A 15,260-nucleotide genomic window follows, 5' to 3' on the forward strand; every position below is an offset into this window, starting at 1 on the left:
TCGAAGTTGTGACGCGACGAAGTCGCGACCACAACTGACGCGCTGATGTGATTCAGGCCCCGGCCCTCCTCGGAGGGCCGGGGCCTTCGTCGTCGCTGCGGTTGCGACACCGCGCGGGGCGGCCGTGCTGCGCGGCGAGAATTGCTCTGCGACATGAGACGGCACGTGCCAGCACCTGTCTCACGCCGCAAAGAAATTCTCGCGGCCGGCAGGGCGATAGTCTCTCGAGATGAGCACTGAGAGCCCGCGCGCCGTCGTCATCGGAGACGCGCTGATCGATGAGATCCGCGACGAGAACGGCGTGCGCGAGCTCGTCGGGGGAGCGGCGCTGAACGTCGCCGTCGGGCTGCGCAGACTGGGCGTCCCGACCACCCTGATCGCCATGATCGGCGACGACATACCCGGTGAGCACATCCGCGAGTACCTCGACGATCACGGTGTCGCCCTGATCTCCAGCCCAGCGCCGCTCGGTTCCTCCCGGGCGGTGGTCACGCGGTCGCCGGGCGGAGAGCCCTCGTACGTGTTCAACGAGGCTGCGCAGCGGCGCAGCATCCGTTACGGCGACGATGCGCGGCAGGCGATCGCGGTGGCCGACGTCGTGGCCGTCAGCTGCTTTCCCTTCGACGTCCCCGCCGAGGTCGACGCGTTGGCAGAAGCGCTCGGCGACTCGCGGCTCGTGGTCGATCCGAACCCGCGCTCGGGCATGCTCGCCGACCGCGAGGAGTTCGTGCGCGGATTCGAGCGGCTCGCGCAGCGCTCGGCGCTGATCAAGGTGGGGGCCGACGACGCCGCCCTGCTGTACGACGGCGACCTCCGCGCCCTGCGCCGCAGGCTGCGCGCGCTGGGCGTGGCGTCGGTGCTTGCGACGGCGGGATCGGACGGGGCGGTGCTGGACTCGGATGCGGGTGTGTTCGAGGAGCCCATCACATCCCTGCCCGGCCCGGTCGTCGACACCGTCGGAGCGGGGGATGCCACGCTCGCGGCTGTCGTCGCGGGGCTCGCTGGCGGCGAACCGTCGTCGGAGGAGGGCTGGCGCAGGATGCTCCAGCGCGCCATGGCCGTGGCCGCCGCGACATGCCGCGCGGAGGGCGGTCTGCTGCGCACGCCGGAGTCGCTGGATGCGGCCGAGCGGGGTGTCCAGGGCAGCTGAGCGCCCGATTTCACCTGCTCGCTCCGGGCGGGTATGCTTGATCTTCGCGCCCCCGGTTGGCTGAGTAAGCCGGACGGGTGTGCACTGGCAAGTTGCCCGAGCGGCCAAAGGGAGCTGACTGTAAATCAGCCGCGTAAGCTTCGGGGGTTCGAATCCCTCACTTGCCACCAGACATCGAAAGGCCCTCGCGAAGCGGGGGCCTTTCGGCGTCTCTCGAGCGTTGCGGGATTCGAACCCGCGGGACCGCAGTCCCGCGGGGGTCCGGCCGTGCGGAGGAGAGCGCACGGGCCGCTCCTGTGACGGCCACCGTGCACGGAGACGAGAAAGGGCCCCACGCTCCGGAACGTGGGGCCCTGAACCCCGACCCTGCGTTGACATCACGCGCCCGCAGTGAGAAGTGGGGACAGATCAGCTGCGGATTACCCGAGTCGGGGCTTGGCCGAATGAGGGGATTCGTCTCGGCCTCTCGGAGGTTACGCTTGATCCTGCTGAAACTCAAATTTCAGATTTCAACCGGAGGCGATGCCGGCGGCGGCATGCTCGATAATCAGTGCACGGGGATTGGGGCCGCATGCCGATACCGAAGGCCGAGCCGCAGGATCGCACGCCGCGCCAGCTTGCGCGCGAGAGGGTTCTCGAGCAGATCCGCGACGCCATTCTCCGCGGAGTCCTGCTGCCGGGTGAGCGGCTCGACGAGGCGTCGCTTCGCGCGTGGCTCGGTGTGTCTGCGACGCCGATCAGGCAGGCGCTGCACGCCCTGGTCTTGGAGGGCCTGGTCGAGTCCGCTCCGCAGTCCCACACCATCGTGGCGGCGCCGCGGCCCGATCGCGTGATCGCCAACATGCAGACTGTCGGCGTGCTGATGATCGGCACCGCGACGCTCGCACTTCCCGAGCTCGCTCGTGACGTCCGTGCACCGCTCGCGGCGAAGGCGGCCGGCGTCGCGGACCTGCTCGCCGCGCGGGAGATCCCGCAGGCGTCGAGCCTCGCAGGCGAGCTCTTCCTCGAATTGATAGAGCGCTGCCCGAACGATGTGCTGGTCGGCATCGTGCGCAAAGTCGGCACCTCGCTCGGCTATCAGGTGTTCACCGCGCACAGTGCACTCGACGACGATCTCGACGCGGTGGCCGACGCCTATCGCGCGCTGCAGCCGGCTCTGGAGGCCGGCGACGCCACGCAGGTGCAGAACGCGCTTCGGCGGGCATTTCTCATCGACCGATCGGTCTGACGCCCATCGTTCATAGACTGAATCGATGCGACCACTCACCGAGGCACAGGTTCGCGAGGCGATTATGAACGCGGATGCCGACGAGATCGCCCAGATCGGGATGCCGCACGACTTCGTCATCACCGACTGGGACTACCTCGATTTCCTCGCCTGGCGCGACCCGGTGTCGAGCAGACGCGGGGTCGTGGTCATCGAGCACGGGGGGCGTGCGACCGGCATCCTGCTGCGATCCACCGACCCCGGCCGCACCCGCTCGGGCATGTGCAACATCTGCCGCACGCTGCAGCCCGGCAACCAGGTCTCGTTGTTCACGGCGCGTCGCGGCGGCGCGAAGGGTGCGCGCGGAGACAGCGCGGGGACGTACATCTGCGCAGACCTCTCATGTCACGAGAACGTCCGCCTCGCGCATCCCCTCGCGCCGAACGAGGTGCGCTCGCCAGGGCAGGCCGACATGCGCCTCGACGGCACCCGCCTGCGCATGGAGTCGTTCGTCACCCGGGTGCTCAGCGAGGAGGGAGGGGGCGCGGGATCGGATGCTCCGCGCGGTTAGTCTGAGAGGCGCCGCCGGAGACCTCTGCGGTCGCAAGCGCATCGAAGGAGACGCCATGAGTGACCCCGTCCTGTTCACCGTCGAAGCGGGTCTCGCACGCCTGACGTTGAATCGCCCCGCGAGCCTGAACGCGTTCGACGGCGACCTCGCTCATGCGTGGCGTGAGCGCACCGCTGAGGCTGTGGCGCGCGACGACGTGCGCGCGATCCTGATCGACGCGGCCGGCCGGTCGTTCTGCGCGGGCGGCGACGTGCTCGCGATGTCGAAGGGCATGAACGGCGGCGAGGACATCACAGCCTTCGCCCAGGTGATCAACGACGGCATCCTCTCGCTGACATCGTCGGCGGTGCCCGTCGTGGCGGCTGCGCATGGCACGACGGCCGGGGGAGGCCTCGGCATCCTGATGTGCAGCGACTACGCGGTCGTCGGCGGGCGGTCGAAGATCGGCAGCCTGTACGCCAACATCGGCCTCACACCCGACCTTTCGGTGTCGGCACAGCTGGCGCGAGCGATCGGTGAGCGACGCGCCCTTCAGCTGGTGCTGCAGGATCGTCTGCTGACGGCGCAGGAGGCCAGGGAGTGGGGCCTGGTCGCCGAGGTCGTCGACGGGGCGGATGCCGAGAGCGAGGCGGATGCGGTGCGTGAGCGCGCCGAGCAGATCGCCCGATTCTGGCTCGACGGCGCCGCCGGCGCCTACGGTCACGCCAAGCGCCTGGTGCGCTCGCAGCCGTCGCGCTCGTTCGCCGAGCAGCTGGGAGAGGAGGCGCGCTCCATCGGTGCCGCGTTCGACACTCCCGAGGCTCAGCAGCGGATCGCCGCCTTCGCCGCCGCCTCCTCCCGATCGTCGAGCTGACGTTCGGCGCGCCCGACGTTGTCCACAGAGCGCGAATGCCGCGCCGGAGGGCGTGGGAGGATGAAGTCATTGGCTGAGGGAGGAACCATGTCTGACGTGCCATCTCGCGCCGAAGAGCGTCCGGGGATGTCGAAGCTGCTGCGCGGTGCGATCTGGATCGCCATCGGAGCGCTCATCGCTGCGGCGCTCGTCTGCGTCGTCTGGGTGCTGGTCGGCGATCAGGCCGGACTGATCGGGCGGGCCTTCCTGACCATCCTGCTGCTGGCGGCATTCGCGGGCATCGCGATCGCCGAATCGCATCTCTCCTCCCGCCGGCCGGAGTGGCTGGCGCTGGCGAGCATGGTGACGTGGATCATCGCGCTGCTGGTGGGCGCGGTGAAGATCTGGCTCCCGCAGGACGACGAGTACTTCGGATGGCCCTCGGAGCGATTCTTCCAGCTGCTGCTGGTGATCGGCATCCTCCAGCTCGCGCTGGTGCACCCGCGCCTGTTCGTCCGAGCGGCGCAGAGGTACGTCACGACCTTCACGCGCGTCATCGTGATCGTCACGTTCGTGATGCTCGGGGCTCTCGTCGCGCTGCTTGTGTTCTATCTGACCTTCCCGGACCTGTTCCGGTACGACGACCTGTACTGGCGCATCACCATCGCGGTCGGCATCCTCGCGGCGGTCGGCACGATGCTCATTCCGCTGTTGAACGCCCTGTTCGCTCCCCGCGCCGGGGCGGCGGGTGCTGCGTCGCAGACGCACGGCACGGCGCCTGCTGGATACCAGGGGCTGCCGCAGGGATCTGCGCAGCAGGCCTGGCCGACCTATGCTGACGGCCGGACCCCGCTGCCGGTGCTGCCCGACGGGTCGCCGGATTGGAACGCGTACTACACCGGGTATCCGACTTACGCGCAGCCGCAGCAGGGGCAGCCCGCACTGCAGCAGCCGGAGCCTCCGCGCCAGCCGGAGCCGCCGCGGCCGCCCGTGCTCGAGCAGCCGCAGGCCCCGCGGCCTCCCGCCGCGCCGCAGCCGCCCGCATCGGCGCCGGGCGTTCCGCCGTCGCCGGTCACCGTCGACTTCCCGCAGCCGCCTCCGGCGGCACCGGAGGCGCCTCGATGAGCTCTGGCGACCAGACATCCGCCGCTTCCGCCACCGGGCTCGGCGAACTCGCCGCCGACATCGCCCGTGAGGCCGGCGATCTCGCTCGCCGACGCCGCGGGGAAGGAGTGTCGCTCGCCGCCACGAAATCGACGTTGGCCGACATCGTGACGGAGGCCGATCGCGAGGTCGAGCAGCTCATCCGCGACCGGCTGCACGATGAACGTCCGGACGACGGATTCTTCGGTGAGGAGTCGGGTGCATCGCGCGGTAGCAGCGGTCTGACCTGGGTCGTCGATCCGATCGACGGCACCGTCAACTACGCGTACGGCATCGCTGCGTACTCCGTGAGCATCGCAGTGGTCGAGGGGGAGCCCGACCCGCGCAGCTGGAACGGGGTCGCGGCGGCCGTCTGCGCACCCGGGCTGGGCGAGCTGTTCACCGGCGTGCGCGGAGAGGGCGCGTGGCTCGACGGCATCCGTCTCTCTGTCAGCGCCGGCAGCCCGGCCGGTGCACTCCTCGGCACTGGATTCGGCTACGACCCCGCCACCCACGACGGTGATCTCGCGCTGGTGCGAAGGGTGATGTCCATGGCGCGAGACCTGCGACGGATGGGTTCCGCGGCGATCGATCTGTCGTACGTGGCCGCCGGTCGCCTCGACGGGTTCTTCGAGCGCGGCCTCAACCCCTGGGATTTCGCGGCCGGCGCCCTGCTGGTCGAGGAGGCAGGAGGCGTCGTGTCCCGCCTCGACGTGGATGCTCCGCGCCCGCTGCTGATCGCCGGAGGGCCCGTCGTGCACGAGCGCCTGCGCGCCATCGTCGAGGGGGAGGAATCGCTCTGAGAAGATGGAACGGGTTCATGGCTTTCTCAGCCGCGAGCCTGTAGTGTTTACCCGATCGTTACTTTCGTTCCCCTGAGCTGCTTGCAGCTGCGAGAGTGACCAAGCGCCCCCGAGCTTGAAAACGAACCCGAGAGATCTGACTTTTGCCCGCTGAAAGCCCCCAGGTTGCCTCTGCGCCCACGCGTCGATCCAACCGACTTCGCACCGCTCACGCGGTCGACGGCAGCTCGGCAACCTCCGGTGTCATGGCACCGCCCACTGCCGCACAGGTCGAATCGGCTGCGACCAGCCGTCGCGCCCGTCGCCTGGCGAACGCCGGTGCCCCCGCCGCGCAGCCCGTCACCGAGCCCGCCCCGCAGGCCGTGGTCGAAGACGTCCTGAACGTCGCCGTCGCGCAGGCGTCCGCATCCACCCGCAGGACCGAGCAGCCGGCCGACGAGAACCAGGCGCCCAGCGTTCACGAGAACGTGTCGCCGGTCGTCGGGGAGTCGGAGGTCGACGCTTTCGTCGTCGCATCCCAGGCCTTCGGGTTCGCACCCGTCGCCGACGAGAGCGATGTCGACGAGGTGCTCACCGCGGTCGAGTCCGAGACCCAGCGCGAGGATGAGGCGATCACCGACGGCGCGACCGACCACGTCGTGCCGCACCGCCCGCGTCCGCTCCGCAAGGTCCTCGCCGCAGGAGCGAGCCTCGGCGTGATGGGAGTCGCGGGCATGATCGCCGTTTCGATGACCCTCCCCGCGAACGCGGTCGCTGCCGTCCAGGGCGGCGCAGGTGCCCCCGTCGCCTCCCTGGTGACGGCGAAGGAAAGCGTCTCCACACCCAAGGTCGAGAAGGACGACATTCAGGCGTTCGTCGCGTCGTCCGGTGTTCAGGACGAAGACCTCGCCCGCTCCGACTCGTTCTCCACCGTCTCGCTCGCCGACGTCGCCGCCGAAGAGGGCATCGACTACTCCAGCGAGGTCTTCACGAACGACCCCGGCGCCGCGATCCAGTGGCCGTTCATGGTCGGCGTCGGCATGAGCTACGGCTACGGCATGCGCAGCGGCCGACTGCACGAGGGCATCGACTTCGTGCCAGGCAACGGCGCACCGGTGCAGGCCATCGCCGATGGCACCGTCCGTATCGCGACCGAGCAGGGGGGCGCCTACGGCGTGACGGTCTACATCGATCACGTCATCGACGGACAGGTCATCACCAGCCACTACGCGCACATGCAGTACGGCTCGTTGCGCGTGCAGCCGGGCGAGAAGGTCACCGTCGGCACCGTCGTCGGAAAGACCGGAAACACCGGCCGGTCGTACGGCGCGCACTTGCACTTCGAGATCATCGTCAACGGTTCGACGATCGATCCGCTGCCGTGGTTGCGTAAGAACGCCGGCCGATACGACGGTGTCACGCTGCCGTGAACGATCGTCGTTGAGACGCTCCCGAACGGCTTCGCCGATTTCGTGAGTTGGCCGGAGAGGTGATAATCTCATCTGGTTGCCCGCTAGCGGGCAGCACGCCCCGATAGCTCAGTGGCAGAGCACTTCCATGGTAAGGAAGGGGTCGTCAGTTCAATCCTGACTCGGGGCTCGTAGCTTTCACTCGACAGAGCGGAAGCCGTGCGGCGGAGTAGCTCAGATGGTGAGAGCGCACGACTCATAATCGTGAGGTCGCGGGTTCGAGTCCCGCCTCCGCTACAGATACAGACCCCCGGATATCCGGGGGTTTTGTCGTATCTTTCGGGAGTTGAGCATCGAGCTGGATCGGCGATGTGCCGGTTTTGTGCCGGTCGCGGTGCAATCAGAGCTAGATGTCGGGGGTCGCCCGCAGACTCGTCATATGACCGACGGATACTACGGGAGCCGCGCGATTCCGATTGAGGATCCCAGTGAACTTGCCGCGGTGCAGCGCATCCGGGATAGGTTGGCGCTGGTGCCGCAGCTTGCTGAACGGTGGAATCGAATCGCACGCGGGAACGCAGGCCCGCGAAGCGAGTTGGCCCTCGACGACGCCGTGACACATTGGACACGCGTAAGTTCCCACGTCGTCCACAATCTGCACCATGCAGTTGACTGCCTGCGCGCGCTCGGCGTTCTGATCCCGCCCAAGGGAGAGCTCACTATTCCCTATGTCGCGCACTTCCCGGTGGCGCGCTCAGGACTCGAGGCCGCCTCGACCGCGCTATGGATCTTGCATCCAGATGATCCGCGACAGCGGATCGAACGCCATCTGCGAAACCTCTGGCGTGAGGTCAGCGATGAGGCTTCGTTAACGGCGGCTTCGGAGCGCCTGGCTCCCGACGAATTGCTGCATCTCGTGGATCAGCAGCGCAAGGGACAGAAGGCGTGGAAGCGGAAGTACGTGGACCAGATCCGGGCGGTGGCGTCGCGAGCAGGGGTGGCTGATCCCACTCTGGGAGGGTATGCCGTCGGCTTCGCCGAGATTACTCGGGAGGCCACGGTCGCAACCGGCCTGCCCGGCGGGTACGGGGAGATGGTCTGGCGGATGATTAGCGGCCTGAGTCATCCATCGATGCTCCGCACCGTTCGCTTCATGCCACGAACGGAACTCGCCGATCGTGAGGGCGGGATGGTCAACGTGGAGATCACGAACGACACGCAGACTCTTCAGTACACGGTGGATGCTCTCGTGCTCCAGTTCACGACGGCGCTGGACGTCCTAGCGCGGCGCAAGCTGAAGATCGGAATTCCGATCGTGTAATCACGAAGATCGGGCAGCCGATGAAGCGGGATCCGCCGTTCCGTGGGCGCAGCACGCGTACCGCATTTAGGGTACAAATGCTGTATGGCTGGTGCGACCATCTCACGCCTGGGCGCGGTCGCAGCCGAGCGTTGGGGCATGTTCACGACGGCGCAGGCGGCCGAGGTCGGTGTATCGCGGAAGGTGCTTTCGGGTCTCGTGGCATCCGGTGCCATCGAGCGGCTCACACAGGGCGTGTACCGCATGGCCGGTGCGCCTCCGGCCGCGCACGAAGTCGACTTAGCCCGCATTCACTGGCTCGCTCTGGATGGGATAGAGCGGCCGGTCGTCGCGGCGGGAAAGACGGCGGCGACGCTGCATCGGATCGGTGATTGGTTCCCGGCGGACAGCGAGTTCGTCACGCCTACCCGTCGAACGACGCGACTTTCGGACGTGAAACTACGCATGCGGCGGCTTGACGAGGACGACGTGGTCTACGTCGACGGGCTTCCCTCGATGACGGTCGAGCGCGCAATCGCCGACCTCGTCGAGTCTTGGGAAGATCTATCGCTCGTAGCCGACGCCCTTGAGCAGGCGATGCACCGCGGTGTGCTGCTATGGCCTCGACGACTTGCTGAGCTACTCGAGCCTCTCGCGCGGCGCAATCAGATGGAGTCCGGTGTGACATTTGCCGACAGGCTTCTGCTCGACGCCGGAGCGGACGCATCCTGGCGGGCTCGGCTCCGGGATTGAGGCCGGCTGCATGCGGTGGATCACTCCGCTTCGAGCGTGCGCAAGAGCGCGCCCGATGCTCGTAATGACCTGACTGAAGTACTCGGATTCGGGCGGCGGAAACAGCGATGTCCTCGTTCGCCTCACCAGCGACCGATACGTCTCGAGCCCCTCGACAACGACCGCGAGCATCTCGTCGTCAGCGAGTAGCTCTGCAAACGTCCTCGCGTCCATCGGCGAACGCCCTTCGGTCACTTCGAGTTCGAATCGCCGCCTAGGACGCGCCACGTCTGCTCACGGACGTCGTCGAGATCTACCGGCCGTCCCGCAAGCATCTCGAGCACATCGGCGACGGGCCAGATCACGAGGTGCCCGAAGCGGGCCGAGTAGATACCGACGCGATCGATGCCATAGGCATCCGAGCGGTCGAGCAGCAGGTATCCGATGAGCTGACGCAAGTGACTGGCCTTCAGATAATCTGCCCGTCCTCCGGGGCCTCTGACCTTCCCCCCAAGGGCTGTCTTCAGGTCAAGCAGCAGCCCGTCGGCAATAACGTCAGCATCTGCGGAGCACAGCGCCGAACCGTCGAACGTCGGACCGAGCTCAAGCGGATGGCGAAGATGGGGGAGCAGACGCTCCCGAGCGATCGCGTCCATCTTGGTCAACTGGTCGAGCGCATCGGGCGGAGCGGACTCGAGGAGATCCTGCGCGTGCATGCGCCCTGCGTCGATGAGCCCCCGCAGGGGTGACCCGGGAAGCAAGCCGACTCGGTACACCTCGGTCAACAATCCGAGCGCCCACGATGCGCGGAACACCGTGGTGCGATCACCGATGAGCTGGGCGATCTGCGCGGCCATAATTACGGCGTCGATGTTCGACAGCGCGTCGGGCTCGTCGAGAAATGGTGCGCGCGCGAGTGGTGCGTCGTACAGAATGTCCAACGCGAATCGTGTGGCGTAGTCGAAGGCAGCGCCCAGCGTGCCTGGGTTCGCAGTGCCGCCCTCCACAAGGAGGCGGGGCTGCCCCTGTCGGTAGGACGCTTGTACGTCGCGGGTGTTCGGAAAGAGCTTGTCGAATAGCTGCCGTAGGGGTGAATTGGGATCGGCCATCGCCCGCGTGAGATTCGTGTAGCGGTACGTCCTAGACATCGTGCTGTTTCCTTTCGTCAGTCCCGGTGGGCTGGGAAGTCGAGAAGCCGATCGAGCGCGCCGTTGGCTCGCAGCGCGGCATCCGAACGAGCTCGGCTGTAGCGCTCGGTCACCTGCATCGATGAGTGGCCGAGGATCGCTTGCACATCGTTCGCGGCCGCGCCGGCGTCGAAAAGCAGCGTCGCGAGCGTGTGACGCAGGTCATGAATACGGAAATCAGGGCGATCCAGCTGCGTCCGTAGGCCTTCCCAGTCGACGGCACGGCGCACGTTCGAGGTGTTGAGGCGCCCGCCGTTCGGCCCCGTAAATACGAGGTCATTCCGTCCCAGGCCCGCGATCCGACGGATGATTACGGACCGCAGAGACGACGGCAGCGGGACCGAGCGCTCCTTGTGGCTCTTCGGCGTTTGCTCTCGAACCTTCCCGCCGCCAGCAGGGGAGAAGCTGCGTCGAACGTGGATGACGCCGTGATCGAGGTCGACGTCACTGACACGAAGCGCGCTTGCCTCACCTGCTCGCATGCCCGTGTAAACGAGCGCCGCGAGGTAATCGCGGTGCGGCCCCTCGGGAACGAAATTGAGCATGACTTTCACTTCGGCCGCAGTGAGCGCGCGTGACCGAACTTCGCCAGCGCCCTCCTGCCGCGGGCGTCGAGCCAGCCGCACGGGATTCGCCGCAATGATCCCGGCGCGCGCAGCTCCCTCAAGCAGCCGACTGAGGACAGCGAGAGCATCGTTGCGGGTCGACGCGGAACCGCTCCAACCTGCGATCGCGTCGTCGACGTCAGCGACACCGATCGTCTCGAGCTTTCGATGCCCAAGCCACGGCTGAACCCGAAGGCGCCAGCCACGCTCGTACGCGGCCTCAGTCGCTGGCCGTACTCCGCCGATCAGGATCGACCAGTGTCGCGCGTGCCACGCATTGAGTGTCATCCCGCCCTCAGGACGGGCGGTGAGCCGCGCCTCGCTTCGGAGCTTCTTCGCCTCGCTGAGCGTGTCGACAAGGAAGCTACGTTCGCGATCTTGGCCGTTGAGTCCGGTCGCCCAGACCCGCACCTGATACTTGTTGCGATCCGCGCGGTAGCGGATGCCCTCGGGCAGCACCTTTCGTGTCTTGGGATCGATTCTTGCGCTACCGGAGGCCACGGGTGCCTCCCGAGTCGAGGAAGGCTTCGATCGTCGAGGCCTTCCAGAGCATGTGCTTGCCCATCTGTGCGTCGGGGAACGGCACCCGAGCCTGCCTGCGCAGCGAGTCGAACGTCGACAGCGGCACGCGGCACCTGGCCGCCACCTCCCGTCGGGTCAGATACTCGTCGACGTCCGTGGCGGCGAAATCAGCTCGTTCACCGACGAACTCCACACCATCACGCATCCTCTTCTCCTTCCGTTGCTTCGAAACGCACACGACGCGCGTCCCGCCATTCCCGGACGGCTCTTGCCGCCTCTGCCGCCAGCGCCCGGTCTCCATCGGTGCGCCAGCCCATGCCCGCGAAGCTCCACGACCCGATGACGAGCACCTCGTCAAGGTCGTGCCCCTCAGCCCGGGCGCGCTCGATAACCCGTTCGAGTCGCCAGCGTCGTCGGGCGCCGCGCAGCGAGCCGAGTGTCACGGAGTAGCGGCGCGATTTCGAGGAGAAGTGCCCGCGGAACCCGAGCATGTGCGCCCACTTCGTCAGCAGGGCATACGGTCCGTCCGCGCCCGCATCGCTTCCGATCAGCTCCGCCGTCGCCTTGATCCGGTGGATGTGGATCCGATGCCCGCCGGCGTCGTTGAGATCTTCGGTGGCTTTGGTCGCGTACTTCGCGATGTATGCGGCGACGGCGCGGTCGGACAGCGCACCGTCGAGACCTTCTCGCCGCACGATCGGCTGCACGTCGAGCTGGGCGCCCCAGCGAAGGATCCGCGTGGTCTGCTCGCGGTCGACGAGCGGTGCTTCGAACGAGACGCCTCGCGCGGCAGCGCGCACGGCGTTCGCGAGATGTGTCTCGGTCACTCCGGCGGGCGTCGGCGGAAACTGCTCGGATTCGATCACGCCGTCGAGGCGGATGATCGCGTGGAAGTGCACCGCACCGCGCCGCTGGAACTCCGCGACCTTCGCGAACTGCACACGCACAATCTGCGCCGCCTCCCGCTGCGTCACTCCGAGCTCTCGTGCGAGACTCCGGCGCAGCTGGATCGTGAAGCGTCGCCACAGCTCGGGCGCGTGGAACTGCCAGACGACCTGCCCGACGTAGTCGTAGCAGTCGCTGCAGACCGGGTCGCCGAGCTCGGCGTCGTCGGACTCGTGCGCGCAGGTGCACCCGCGCGGCCGTCCATGGGCGCATACCCCGCGCAGACGCGATCGAGACATCGAGTGCACCGAACCGAACGAGGGGGCTGTGAGCGTCACAAACACCATCGGGTGTTCACTGACCGTCTCCGGCACGCCCTTCATCCCGCCGGCTGCGCCGGCCATGATCATGTGCCAGGTGTCGCCCTTGTACTCGTGGCTGCACGACTGGCAGCGCCGAGACCGGCGGTTGCCGCAGCGCGTGTAGGTCAGGCCGTCCGGCTGACCCGAGCCGCTGAACTCTCGGATCACCTCGCCCGTGTCAGGGTTGAGCGCGGTCGACGAGCCAGACAGCCGCACGGGCTTGGAGCAGAACCCCGTCCGTGCCGCACCTGCCATCCACTGATCGAACTCCGGGCTCCGCAGCCGGGCTACGACGGACTCACCGAGGCTCATCGGTCGCCACCAGGGTCGGAACGGCGCAGCCGATCGAGCGGACGATGCCGGTAACCTCGGCGCGCAGAACCGGCCGGCACACCTCGGGGTCGAGGTTGTTCTCGCGGCGCTGATGTTGCCAAGCGAGGATCTCGTCGTCGGTGCACGAGAGGTTTGCGGTGCGGCCGTAGTCCCCAGTCTTCGAGACCCAGGTTGAGTCTTCGTACACCGCGAGGTACTCCTGCGAGCCGCGATCCCACGTGATCCGCAGGTTGCACGGGGCAGGCTCGGCGGCAGTGACCTCGGTGGCCCGCTGCTCGTGCAGGGCGACCGCGTGGCCGACGGCCGCGCCTCCGATGAGGAGTGCTGCTCCTCCTACGACCGCGATGGCGGTGGCCGCCAGCTTCGAGACGCTGATCATGATTCCTCCTGAGTGTCGTTTGTCTTGGCTCGGCGACCGCGCGGCCTCCGAGGCTTGGGCTCCTCGTCCGCCCCGACCGGCAGAACGACCCGGCGCGGACGGGGGGCGGAGTAGGCGAGCGCGGCCTCCCGGATCTGCTCGTCGGATGCGAAGGCAGCGCGCACGCGCTGGGGTGCCGAGCCGTCTTCTGGTAGGACGTAGGCCGTGCCCGGCATCGACGACGAGATCTCGTGACACGCGGCGCCAGCCGCGACCGCGCCGTCTCCGAGTACCATCGACGTCTCGATCCGGTCCCGCAGGCGCAGCCCGACCGTCTGTGTGAAAAGGCCTCGGGCGGGCAGCGTCTCCTTGCGGGGGTCCTGCAGGCACGCGAACACGATGAAGCCGACAGCCCGTCCTTGCGACGCGAGAGTGGCGATCGCCGCGTTCGCGCGCCGCAGAAGCTCGCGATTCGTCTCGTACGCGGTGAGCGCGGCCAGCTCGTCGATGAGTACAATCACGGTCGGACTATCGACACTTGCGCGGTGCTGCCGGGTGAGGCCAGCGAGGCTTTGCGCGCGCTCCTGCATCGCCGTGACAGCCTCCTCAAGCAGCTGCACGGAATGCGGCGCGTCGTTTGCGAACCGCGTGAGCAGATCGCGCCCCATCGCCAGCTCCATGCCACCCTTGCGATCGATACCCCATACCTCGACCAGACCCGAATGGATCGGCTGAGAGAGACCCAGCAGGAGCCCCCACACGAGGGATGCTTTGCCGCTGCCGGAGGAGCCTGCGACGAGGGTGTGCGGACCGAGTGGCAGTCGCCACTCCGCGCCGCCGTCGGCGATGCCCATCAGCACGGTCGCGCCGTCCCAGGGGATGCCGATAGGCAAGCTGAATGGCTGCGCCAGTGAATCGACGTACTCGACGCGGAGCGCGAGCGCGCCGAGTTGATGGCCGACGACGGTCACGCGCACGGCGTTGAACGCCTGAGCGATCCGAGGGGTCGCTGCGACGAGGTCCTCACGAGCCAGTCCGGGAGGGAGCGACACCGGCAGCACGCAGGTATGCCCCTCCCAGGACGGACGTCCGACGCCGGCGATGATCGGGTTGCCCGCGAGGTCCTTCACCTCGAGGCGAAGGTTGCGGGCAAGCGCGGGCCAGGAAGCCAGCGCCCAGGTGCCAACACGTCTCTGCCACCGCCGAAGCGGCAGCGTGTCGAACCGACGGGCCGCAGCTACTCGGCGCACGGCCAGCAGCACGAGCGCTCCGATGGTCAGCCAGTTGATCAGCTCGCCGACGTACGGCACGGCGCTGAAGCAGGCTAGGACGAAGAGCAGCACGAGCAGCCACCATCCTCGACGAAGCAGCCGCGGCCATTCGTCGGCCCAGTACTCGCGCTCGAGGCGCCACGACCAGGTCATCATTCGCCTCCGCGCGGCTTGCCCGCCGGCTTCATGTCGCGCGCGCGGAGTGAGAACGCGACGCGTGGACGGCCACCGGTCTCCTTGACGTACGGAGTGACAGTGAGGCCGTCGAAGAAGACCGGGCGGAACGGCAGCCCGTTAGCCTCCGGCGGTGCCGCCGGTTCCGAGATGCTCGCGATCTTGACGGTGACCTCGTTCTGGCCCTTCCGTGCCTCGGGATCCGCGTCGATGACGCGCACCTGCCACAACGGGTGGCCCGAGTTCTTGTCCAGATCCTGCCCCTGACGCTGGCCGTCGTCCGACCACTTCACGACCGCCTCGACCTCGCCGACCATGAACGCCCCGCGGGGGAAGTAGGCCTCGAAGCTGACCGGGATTCCTGACTGTAGTGCCATGACTAGTTCCTCTCAGTTAGTGAGGTTTTTTCTCACGCACTAAGACTGACGCGAGCCACC

Annotated in this window: 16 protein-coding genes and 3 tRNA genes; 12 read left to right on the forward strand and 7 right to left on the reverse strand. The window is 67.6% G+C overall.

What is annotated here, in order from left to right; genetic code table 11:
• Positions 1-229 precede the first annotated feature (229 nt).
• The 12 genes from RIN43_RS04045 to RIN43_RS04100 all read left to right on the forward strand — a co-directional run bounded on the left by RIN43_RS04045 (position 230) and on the right by RIN43_RS04100 (position 9,147).
• On the forward strand, positions 230-1,150 hold the full coding sequence (locus RIN43_RS04045) for a PfkB family carbohydrate kinase (RefSeq protein WP_309127598.1): 921 nt from the start codon (positions 230-232) through the stop codon (positions 1,148-1,150).
• A gap of 86 nt (positions 1,151-1,236) precedes the next feature.
• Positions 1,237-1,320 (forward strand) — tRNA-Tyr (locus tag RIN43_RS04050).
• 401 nt (positions 1,321-1,721) lie between these two features.
• On the forward strand, positions 1,722-2,378 hold the full coding sequence (locus tag RIN43_RS04055) for a GntR family transcriptional regulator (RefSeq protein WP_309127599.1): 657 nt from the start codon (positions 1,722-1,724) through the stop codon (positions 2,376-2,378).
• A gap of 25 nt (positions 2,379-2,403) precedes the next feature.
• Complete coding sequence (locus RIN43_RS04060; protein ID WP_309127600.1) at positions 2,404-2,928, forward strand: FBP domain-containing protein; 525 nt, start codon at positions 2,404-2,406, stop codon at positions 2,926-2,928.
• A 55-nt stretch (positions 2,929-2,983) separates the two neighbouring features.
• A complete protein-coding gene (locus RIN43_RS04065) occupies positions 2,984-3,781 on the forward strand; it encodes an enoyl-CoA hydratase/isomerase family protein (RefSeq protein ID WP_309127601.1) in 798 nt (265 codons plus the stop codon).
• A gap of 87 nt (positions 3,782-3,868) precedes the next feature.
• Positions 3,869-4,885, forward strand: a complete 1,017-nt coding sequence (locus tag RIN43_RS04070; RefSeq protein WP_309127602.1) for a hypothetical protein — start codon at positions 3,869-3,871, stop codon at positions 4,883-4,885.
• Positions 4,882-5,706, forward strand: a complete 825-nt coding sequence (locus RIN43_RS04075) for an inositol monophosphatase family protein (RefSeq protein WP_309127603.1) — start codon at positions 4,882-4,884, stop codon at positions 5,704-5,706. Before RIN43_RS04070 ends, RIN43_RS04075 begins: the two co-directional genes overlap by 4 nt.
• Positions 5,707-5,951: 245 nt before the next feature.
• Complete coding sequence (locus tag RIN43_RS04080; protein ID WP_309127604.1) at positions 5,952-7,115, forward strand: peptidoglycan DD-metalloendopeptidase family protein; 1,164 nt, start codon at positions 5,952-5,954, stop codon at positions 7,113-7,115.
• Between the two features lie 97 nt (positions 7,116-7,212).
• Positions 7,213-7,284 (forward strand) — tRNA-Thr (locus RIN43_RS04085).
• A 33-nt stretch (positions 7,285-7,317) separates the two neighbouring features.
• Positions 7,318-7,391, forward strand: a tRNA-Met gene (locus tag RIN43_RS04090).
• A gap of 142 nt (positions 7,392-7,533) precedes the next feature.
• Positions 7,534-8,415, forward strand: coding sequence for a hypothetical protein (locus RIN43_RS04095; protein WP_309127605.1), 882 nt, complete (start codon positions 7,534-7,536; stop codon positions 8,413-8,415).
• 84 nt (positions 8,416-8,499) lie between these two features.
• Positions 8,500-9,147, forward strand: a complete 648-nt coding sequence (locus tag RIN43_RS04100) for a type IV toxin-antitoxin system AbiEi family antitoxin domain-containing protein (RefSeq protein ID WP_309127803.1) — start codon at positions 8,500-8,502, stop codon at positions 9,145-9,147.
• Between the two features lie 230 nt (positions 9,148-9,377).
• On the opposite strand, the gene RIN43_RS04105 is transcribed toward RIN43_RS04100, so the two are convergent.
• Genes RIN43_RS04105 through RIN43_RS04135 form a run of 7 tightly spaced genes read right to left on the reverse strand, consistent with a single transcriptional unit; the run spans position 9,378 to position 15,200 of the window.
• Complete coding sequence (locus RIN43_RS04105; RefSeq protein WP_309127606.1) at positions 9,378-10,235, reverse strand: hypothetical protein; 858 nt, start codon at positions 10,233-10,235, stop codon at positions 9,378-9,380.
• Between the two features lie 56 nt (positions 10,236-10,291).
• A complete protein-coding gene (locus RIN43_RS04110) occupies positions 10,292-11,419 on the reverse strand; it encodes a site-specific integrase (protein ID WP_309127607.1) in 1,128 nt (375 codons plus the stop codon).
• Entirely contained in the window at positions 11,406-11,645 is a 240-nt protein-coding gene (locus RIN43_RS04115; protein WP_309127608.1) for a hypothetical protein, read from the reverse strand. Before RIN43_RS04115 ends, RIN43_RS04110 begins: the two co-directional genes overlap by 14 nt.
• Positions 11,638-12,999: a replication initiator gene (locus RIN43_RS04120; RefSeq protein ID WP_309127609.1), complete on the reverse strand. Its 1,362-nt coding sequence runs from the start codon at positions 12,997-12,999 to the stop codon at positions 11,638-11,640. The genes RIN43_RS04115 and RIN43_RS04120 overlap by 8 nt, the downstream gene beginning before the upstream one ends.
• Entirely contained in the window at positions 12,986-13,399 is a 414-nt protein-coding gene (locus tag RIN43_RS04125) for a hypothetical protein (RefSeq protein WP_309127610.1), read from the reverse strand. Before RIN43_RS04125 ends, RIN43_RS04120 begins: the two co-directional genes overlap by 14 nt.
• Positions 13,396-14,802, reverse strand: a complete 1,407-nt coding sequence (locus tag RIN43_RS04130; protein ID WP_309127611.1) for an FtsK/SpoIIIE domain-containing protein — start codon at positions 14,800-14,802, stop codon at positions 13,396-13,398. The genes RIN43_RS04125 and RIN43_RS04130 overlap by 4 nt, the downstream gene beginning before the upstream one ends.
• Complete coding sequence (locus tag RIN43_RS04135; RefSeq protein ID WP_309127612.1) at positions 14,802-15,200, reverse strand: plasmid replication, integration and excision activator; 399 nt, start codon at positions 15,198-15,200, stop codon at positions 14,802-14,804. The genes RIN43_RS04130 and RIN43_RS04135 overlap by 1 nt, the downstream gene beginning before the upstream one ends.
• Positions 15,201-15,260: the final 60 nt, after the last annotated feature.

It is taken from the genome of Microbacterium sp., assembly GCF_031178445.1.
In the GTDB taxonomy this organism is placed as follows: Bacteria; Actinomycetota; Actinomycetes; order Actinomycetales; family Microbacteriaceae; genus Microbacterium.